The sequence below is a fragment of the Peptidiphaga sp. genome, assembly GCF_057238965.1.
This window is the reverse complement of sequence record NZ_DBHHEV010000020.1, coordinates 20,885-28,845: the sequence shown is the minus strand read 5'-3', so window position 1 is coordinate 28,845 and position 7,961 is coordinate 20,885. Positions and strand designations below refer to the sequence as shown.

The following is a 7,961-nucleotide window of genomic DNA, read 5'->3' as shown; positions in this document are numbered from 1 at the left end:
TGCCAATTCGGCCTGCGCCTGAGTGCGCAGTTGCACCGGCCCGAGGCGTCGCACTTCCCGCTAAAAGGAACTGCCTTCCTGAAGGATCCCGATCGACGGCGTGCCGGACTACGTCCCACACCTCTGGCACGTTCTGCCACTCGTCAATGAGCAGGGGACGTGGACGAGATAGGAGCAGCTCAGGATCGGCCTCAAGGGGCACACGCTCTGCCGTCCTGTCCAGATTCATGATGTCCGCAGCCCGTTGAGCGGCCGTCGTCGTCTTGCCGACGGCTTTGGGGCCGTCAAGCGCTATTGCGGCGACGAAAGGAAAACAGGTCGTCCAGTTCCAAATCAATGGTCTGACGCATATAAACCATGGTTCAATCATAAAGATCGCCGAGTTTGAATCAGGCAAATAGCAGAACTTGAATCAGGCAAATCGCGGGAGCTGAATCAGGCAAATCGCAGAAAGAGAACCAGGTCGGCAGCCGGACGAGGCCACCGTCTTTCGCGGACACCTTTCCCTCAACAGGGCTTGAAGTGTCCGCAGACTTTTACCGAAACCCCTGGGTGAACCAAACTGATAGACTGCCCCCCCTCGAGCCTCATTCCCTTCGTAGCTATACTGTGTTACGTGCCCTAGAACGGCCTCTGATCCTTTGCAGATTACGCCGCTAGGGCACCTTCACGCAGTTCAACGTCGAAACGGCAGACCACACCCCGTTTTAAGGGGCAGGTTGTGGTGCCAGCCGGAGGCGGTGAGGTGTGAAGCGGCACCTGTAATGCCAGCTTGCCCGTGACAGGCCGATCGTCTTCAGCGCCGTTCGCTGAGAGTGCCCGGCCTGGACCAGCCGTTTGACAAGCTCGGCGTCGATCTGGCCGACGTCGACGCCGCCCGCGCTCAGTCGGTCGGACTGCCCTGACCGCCTGTAGGCTCGTGCCCGTCGCGAGCCTCGCCCAAGAGCCCGATAGCTTTTCCCAGCGCATCGGCAGACCGTTCCAAGACCGCGTTGTGGCGCTCGATCTTCTTGCGCAGCTCGGCCCGCTCGCGTTCAAAGTCCTTTTCCCGAGCGGCAAGACGGGCTTTCAACCGCTCGAAACGCGCTCCGTCTACGTCACTCATGTCGCCAGTATCGCGCGGAACGATCCCTTCGGCCAGATCCCCGTACAAAAACGCCCGTCTCCACCGCATCATTGTCGACCGGGCAATGCCTTTTTCCTTCAACCACAGCCCCTTCCTTCCCCACGGCAGATCCACATACTCTGCCGTCAACTCCGCTGTCTCCGACGTCGAATACCGACACACCATGAAAATCCCCTCCAAAAAGGAACCAGAACTGACTCACAACCAGCCTGACACAAAGGGGTTCGGACACTTTCGCGCGCGCATCCGATTCTAAAAATATAGAAGAAAAACCACTAAAGGGCTCTAACATCAGTTTCTGGACCTAGATAAACTCTTAACGGCCGTTACAAGATTTCTAATCTCTTCACGGACGTAATGCAACGACCCGTCTGGCGCATCGATTGATTCGCGCCAGTCAGTCAAGCGAATCTCAATTTGATTCGGGGCTATGGGTCCGTAAGGTCCATCTGCGTTCACACAGATTTTATAAACCGTTGTATCATTTTCGTTTTGGAGAAGCTCAGAGCCTCGCCCTATGAACCAAGAGATCCTTCTTCCCGGGGCCAAGGAGAGAATTCCTTTTTGAAGCCGTCGTTGCGCAACCTCAGCGGGTTGCGCAACCTCAGCGCAAGTCATATCGCCAGATTGGACAGGCAGTGGCGGATCAATGGTCACGCGAACATTTCTGGCCACCGTAGGTCCAGAATTGCCGACGACTAGGTGAATCAAAGCGCCCTGCCGTCTGTCGAGTTGGATATCTGCCCAAACATAGGGCTGCGCAGACTGACGCGCGAGCTCCCGTTGAATATCAGTCTGTTCCTCGGAAGCCTTTGCCGACCGTCGCGCAGGCCGGATCGCAATCAGTGCCACTGCTACAGCTGCCCACGAAGCCATTGCCGCGACAATAGCCGCTACACTGCTCACATCCATAACTACCCTTTTTGATCAGCAGTCTGCTGCTTTGCATCAGGAATCAGGTACTTCTCCGCCCACGATCGCACCCCTTGGAGTCGTGGATGATCCCGCACAATCCGAAGCTGTTGCTTAATCGGAAGTCCGATTTCATTAACTAAACTTAAGACTACGACTGCCTTGGTCACTTCAACGACAGCGACCAGCTCTTCGAGGGAATGGTTCGGCGTCTTACCTCGATGCGCAAGGTCATTGCGCGCCTTCGCTGTTCTCGCTGCCCAGCGATTAGCATCCGGAACGAAAAACCCAGCAACTTCCGGGTCGAGACGCTCTGCAAGAGCTAGAAGCCTCTCTCTGAGTGACGGTCCATTGCGGATATCTACCCTTTGTTTATGAATTTCGGGTACTATATCGAATATAGCGTCACGCAACTTCTCGAACTCGACCTCGGGAATAGGTTTCGTATCGATATCGAGCTTTCGATGCAAAACTTCAGCCGCACCCACCGCCGTCAAGAGATTGTTTTCGATAAAGCTGGACGGCGCGTATCGAAGGCTGCCGACCATATTGATTGCCGATCGAAGTTGCTCGTATTTCTCAGACCAACGAGGAAGGATCTGCTCAAATGGTAGAGAATCGCAGGTAAAGAAAACACGGTGGAGGTCAACTGCTTTCGCGTCATGGCACCCAAATGCTAAAGGCGAATAGAGCACATCAACACCCCTTGGCAATCTCTTACCGTTAGGCAACTCACATCCGCCCTGCGACAACTCTAAACGAAGCCAAATAACACCAGAAGCGCGATCAGTCGCAAACGAAATCAGGTCCTGAACTAACTTAACTTTATCAAGTGCATAGTTTAATGAAATCGGAGACTTAGATTTGATCCTCATCGAGACGGTGTTGCATACTCGCCCGACTGTCTGCCCTTTGAAATACTCAAAGAATGGCAAAGGGTGTTGATTAACCAAACAGAACTCCGCGTCGTCAATCACAGCTGATTGGAGTGCAACTGGTTTGATAGAAATGGATGCAGTTCCATCAAATTCATTCTCAGACACACCGTAGGTACATTCCATTGTCGACGTAGCCGCCCAACGAGTAAGGTCTTCAATTGACATTTCAGCCACTGAGAACGCCGGGATGTCTGCACTGTCCACATACACTCCAAATAGCGCCATCCTTGCCTCTATATTTTGTTTATACGGCCCCTGTGGTTCTATATCGAGTGTTCTTCTGCTGCTTTTCGGAGCGCAGTCAAGAAGAGTGATCTCGCGGTGTTCGGCCATGCCCCTAATAACGTCCCATTTCTTATTTTCAACATGATAGGACACAATTCCGGAAGGAGATTGCGACATGACTCCATCCTCAAAACCGCCAATCAACGATAGTGCTATGCCTCCTTCCCCATCGTAGCGCAAAATACCCGGAACTTTCTCTTCAGGATCATCTGGAAGCCACCAGTGCCCCACCCATTCAGCGGACTCATCAAGATGCAAAGGATCGTTCATCATTGTCCTTCCGTCTAATCCAGGACGTCCATTTCCTCCCCTTGCACGCAGTTTACACATTAAACCGGAACTCGACGACGTCGCCGTCGGCCATGACGTAGTCCTTGCCTTCCATGCGGACGCGTCCGTGGGCACGCGCCTCGGCGAGGCTGCCGTACTCGACCAGGTCGTCATAGCTGACGATCTCGGCCTTGATGAAACCGCGCTCAAAGTCGGTGTGGATGACGCCGGCGGCCTGCGGCGCGGTCCAGCCCTTGTGGATCGTCCAGGCGCGCGACTCCTTCTCCCCCGCCGTCAGGTAGGTCTGCAGGCCGAGAGTGTCGAAACCGACCCGCGCCAGCTTGTCGAGCCCGGCCTCGTCCTGCCCGGAGGCCTCGAGCATTTCGCGGGCTTCCTCGGGCTCCAGCTCGACGAGCTCGGCCTCGAACTTCGCGTCGAGGAAGATCGCCTCGGCCGGCGCCACGAAATCGCGCAGCTCGGCCTGCATGGCCTCGTCGCCCAGGCCGGCATCGTCGGTGTTGAAGACGTAGATGAACTTCTTCGTGGTCATCAATCCGAAACCGCGAAGAATGGCGGGGTCGAGGTCCGTGCCGTGCGCCGAAAGCACCTTTCCCTGCTCGAGCAGCTCGAGGGCAGCCTTGGCCGTCTCCAGCACCTCCTTAGGCGTCTTCTTGCCGGTGACTTCCTTGGTCAGGCGCGGGATCTGCTTCTCGAGCGTCTGCACGTCGGCCAAAACGAGTTCCGTGGAGACGGTTTCGATGTCGTCCTTCGGGTCGACGCGTCCTTCGACGTGGACGACGTCGGGGTCGGCGAACGCGCGCGTGACCAGGCAAATCGCGTCGGCCTCGCGGATGTTGGCCAGGAACTGGTTGCCCAGGCCCTCGCCTTGAGAGGCGCCGCGCACGATCCCCGCGATGTCGACGAAGCTGACCGTGGCGGGCACGACCTTCGCCGAGTGGAACAGCTCGGCCAGCTTGTCCAGCCGCGCGTCCGGCAGCGGCACGACGCCGACGTTCGGCTCGATCGTGGCGAACGGGTAGTTGGCAGCCAAAGCCGTGGCGCGGGTCAGGGCGTTGAACAGGGTCGACTTGCCGACGTTGGGCAGCCCGGCGATTCCGATAGTCAATGACACGGATCGATTCTACCGGCACGCGAAGCCGCACGCGCGGGCAAGCGGCACGAACGGCGATTGCCCTGCCTGGGTGCCCGCAGCCGCCTCGCCTACATGTCCGCGATGGCCTCCGGAGATTCGGGCAGGATTTGGCCGCCGTCCACGACGATCGCCTGGCCCGTGATGTAGCGGGCGCCGTCGGAGGCGAGAAAGGCCACCGCCTCGCCGACGTCGCGCGGCTCGCCAAGGCATCCAAGCGGAACCGCGGCGGCCATCCGCCGCATGTACTCCTCGCCCAGCGCGACCAGGCCCGGCGTGACGACGTTGCCCGGCATGACCGCGTTGATCGTGATGCCGTCCTTCGCCAACTCCATCGCCGCCGAGCGAACGAAGCCCATCTGCGCGGCCTTCGTCGCCCCGTAGTGCGACCAGCCCGGATATCCCGTGACGTTGCCTGTGATCGACGAGGTCACCACCACGCGTCCGCGCCCAGATTCTCTCAGCGCCGCCGCAGCCGCCTGGACCATGTGGATCGTGCCAGTGACGTTGACGCCGAAGATCGCAGAAATGTCCTCGTCGGCCATGTCCGCAATGCGAACCTGCGGGTACACTCCCGCATTCGAAGCGAGCACAGACAGCCCGCCGAGGTCGCTCGCCGCGCGGGCCACCGCCTCATCGCACGCTTGACGATCCCGCACATCCAGCGGGTATGCGGGAAAGCCGGCCGCGCGGGCCTCCTCGCATTCGGCGTCGGTCAAGCCGGTGACGGCGACCGCCGCGCCGCGTTCGCGCAAAACCTCGGCGATCCCGCGTCCGATTCCGCTCGTCCCGCCCGTCACCAAGGCCGTGCGCCCTTCGAGCAAGCGGCCGCCCGACAACCGCCCCTCCGTCGATTCGCTCATCGCGCCCTCCTTTGTTGCGCTTCGAGGATTGCCGCCCCACGAATGCTCGGCACCCCTTAAAGCTTGGTGCCCTTTGGAGCTTGCCGCCCCGCGAAGCTTGGTGTCCCTCAAAGCTTGGCATCCCTCGAAGATTGTCTCGCCTCCAGCCTACTTCTTATCCCGACTGCAGCGCGGGAAGGATCCGGGAGAGCGAGACGAACGATTCAGTCGATCGTCGAGGTTCGCCTGTCGGCCCTCAATGCGCGTCAACGCCCTGTTTTTGCATGTCATGGAAGTCCATCGGCGCGAAAAAGCCCTGACAGAGACGCGCTCCGACGGGAAAGCGAGAAGCCTGCGAGAAATCACATTCGGACGACTTCGCAAAATAGCTTTGCCCATCTGTGCAAAATAGCTTTATGAGGAGTTCGGAGATTGCCGACCCTTTCCCAAACAGAACTTACGTGCCCTTTTCGCAGAATCGTTGATTTTTCCTTGCTTTTGAGCTTATAAGCCAGTTGGCTTGACCCTCCGACGGCGAGACGTGCGCATACGGCAACGGAAGCGACTAGAAAGGACTTTGCGCCGCATATCGCCACATTCTCCCCGACCGGCCCACCGCTCCACACGTCGGCGGACAACGTCCGTCGGAGCGTCAACTGGCCTTCGACGTCGGGCGCCGTTACGTTTCCTACATCTTTCAATCGATCTTAAGCGCGTAAAATTCCTTGAAAACAAAGGGGAAAGTCGGATACATGGGTAGTAAAACACCCCCTGCGCGGTTGCGTTGCGATAACATTCTTATAACAATAGCTTCAAAATAGCACGCGATTGAGTTGCAACCAAACTCATTCGAGCTGCAACACCACGCATTGAGGGAGAACAATGAAACGAATCCACATCACGCTGCCGCGTCAGGTAACGGTTTCAGTCACTGCGGGTCTTCTTTGCATCAGCGCCCTCGCCGGGTGTCGGACGTCGGCGGACGAGCCGGGAGCATCGGCTTCGGGATCCACTGCGACGTCGGAGACGACGAGCACCCAGGCTCCGCAGGCAGACGGGGCGGGAGGCAAGAACGCAACGTCGGCGTCTGCCGATTCAAAAGCCGCCGGAGGGGGCTCCTCGCAGGGGGCCGCAGGCGGCGACGGCGCGACGTCGGGAGGCTCCGCCGGCAACGTCAATCAGGCAAACGCCGATCTTCAGGCGCCTTCAACCGGGAACAAGCGGATCGGCAACTACGACGTCCCCAAGACGAACGTCGCCTGGGTGGCAACCGACGGCAAGGACTCCAACGATGGAACCGAGTCCAAGCCGTTCGCCACCTTCCAGAAGGCGCTCAACACGGTGAAGGACGGCGGAACCGTCGTCGCGAAGGCCGGCACATATCGGCCGGACCCGATCGACGTCACCAAGAAGAACATCACGATCCAGTCGGCGCCGGGGGCGACCGTTTGGATCAAAGGAAGCGAGGTCGTCGACAAAGCCAAGTGGAAGAAGCAGGGCTCGGCTTGGGCTGCCACGGGCAACTTCCACAACTTCTGCACCGTCTGCACGGTCAACCAGGACCCCAAGCAGGAAGGCATGGCGGCCTACCCCGAGCAGGCTTTCATCAACGGCAAGGCGCTCCGCCAGGTCGCTTCCAAAGCCGAGGTGAAAGAGGGCACCTTCTACGTCGAAGACAAGACGCCTACAACCCTCAAGGACCCCAAGAACAACGACAAGGGCTTCAACGTCGGCAAGCAGGACGCAATCACCTACTACGTCGGTTCGGATCCCACAAACGCGACTGCCGAAGTCTCGAGGAACGCCAGGGCCATCACGGTCAGCGCCGAGGGCTTCAACCTCAAGGGAATCAACGTCGCCCAGTACTCGCCCGTCCAGTCGTGGAAGCTCCAGAATGACCCCGTGTTCAAGGACAAGGCGGGCGCCGTCGCGGTCTTCATCGCGGGATCGAAGTCGACGGTCGTCGATTCGACCTTCACGCAGGTCTCGTCCGGCGGCGCATTGGGCTTCAGCGACTCGCACGGTTCGCGCGCGGCCAACAACCGCTTCGTCGACAACGGCGGCGGAGCCGCGGGCGCCAACCGTTCGGACGACGTCGTCTACGAAGGCAACTACTTCTCCAACAACAACACGGCGAAGTTCCGCATCCACGATTGCTTCGCCTACTGCACGATCGCGGACATCAAGGTGACGCACACCAACAGAACCGTTTTCCGAGGCAACGTCGTGGATTACTCGGCGGCTCCGCGCGAGGCTTCCAAGGCGTCCGAACGAACGACGACCTTCCCGGCCTTCTGGTGCGACGAAGGATGCATCGATGCCAAAACGGTCAACAACTTCTTCACGAACGTGGGAACAGCCGTCTTCTATGAGGTCTCCAGCGGAGGGGTGATCGCCTCGAATGTCGTCGAAGGGTCGAACACCGGCGTCTCCATTGG

General features: G+C 58.9%; 6 protein-coding genes. 1 reads left to right on the top strand and 5 read right to left on the bottom strand.

Annotated elements, in window-relative coordinates:
- The 5 genes from ACO48X_RS04030 to fabG form a co-directional block, all read right to left on the bottom strand.
- On the bottom strand, positions 1-370 hold a 370-nt coding region (locus ACO48X_RS04030; RefSeq protein ID WP_485000830.1), incomplete at its 3' end, for an AAA family ATPase.
- Between the two features lie 513 nt (positions 371-883).
- Positions 884-1,207: a hypothetical protein gene (locus tag ACO48X_RS04025; protein ID WP_485000828.1), complete on the bottom strand. Its 324-nt coding sequence runs from the start codon at positions 1,205-1,207 to the stop codon at positions 884-886.
- An 833-nt stretch (positions 1,208-2,040) separates the two neighbouring features.
- Positions 2,041-3,534 (bottom strand): ApeA N-terminal domain 1-containing protein, encoded by a 1,494-nt coding sequence (locus ACO48X_RS04020; RefSeq protein WP_485000826.1) that lies wholly within the window; start codon positions 3,532-3,534, stop codon positions 2,041-2,043.
- 49 nt (positions 3,535-3,583) lie between these two features.
- Positions 3,584-4,663: a redox-regulated ATPase YchF gene (gene ychF / locus ACO48X_RS04015; protein ID WP_485000824.1), complete on the bottom strand. Its 1,080-nt coding sequence runs from the start codon at positions 4,661-4,663 to the stop codon at positions 3,584-3,586.
- Between the two features lie 89 nt (positions 4,664-4,752).
- The gene (gene fabG, locus ACO48X_RS04010) at positions 4,753-5,544 is read right to left on the bottom strand and encodes a 3-oxoacyl-ACP reductase FabG (RefSeq protein ID WP_485000822.1); all 792 of its coding nucleotides are present in this window, start codon (positions 5,542-5,544) and stop codon (positions 4,753-4,755) included.
- 861 nt (positions 5,545-6,405) lie between these two features.
- On the opposite strand from fabG, the gene ACO48X_RS04005 reads away from it, so the two are divergent.
- Positions 6,406-7,961, top strand: a 1,556-nt coding sequence (locus ACO48X_RS04005; RefSeq protein ID WP_485000820.1) for a DUF1565 domain-containing protein, incomplete at its 3' end; no start/stop codon positions are given.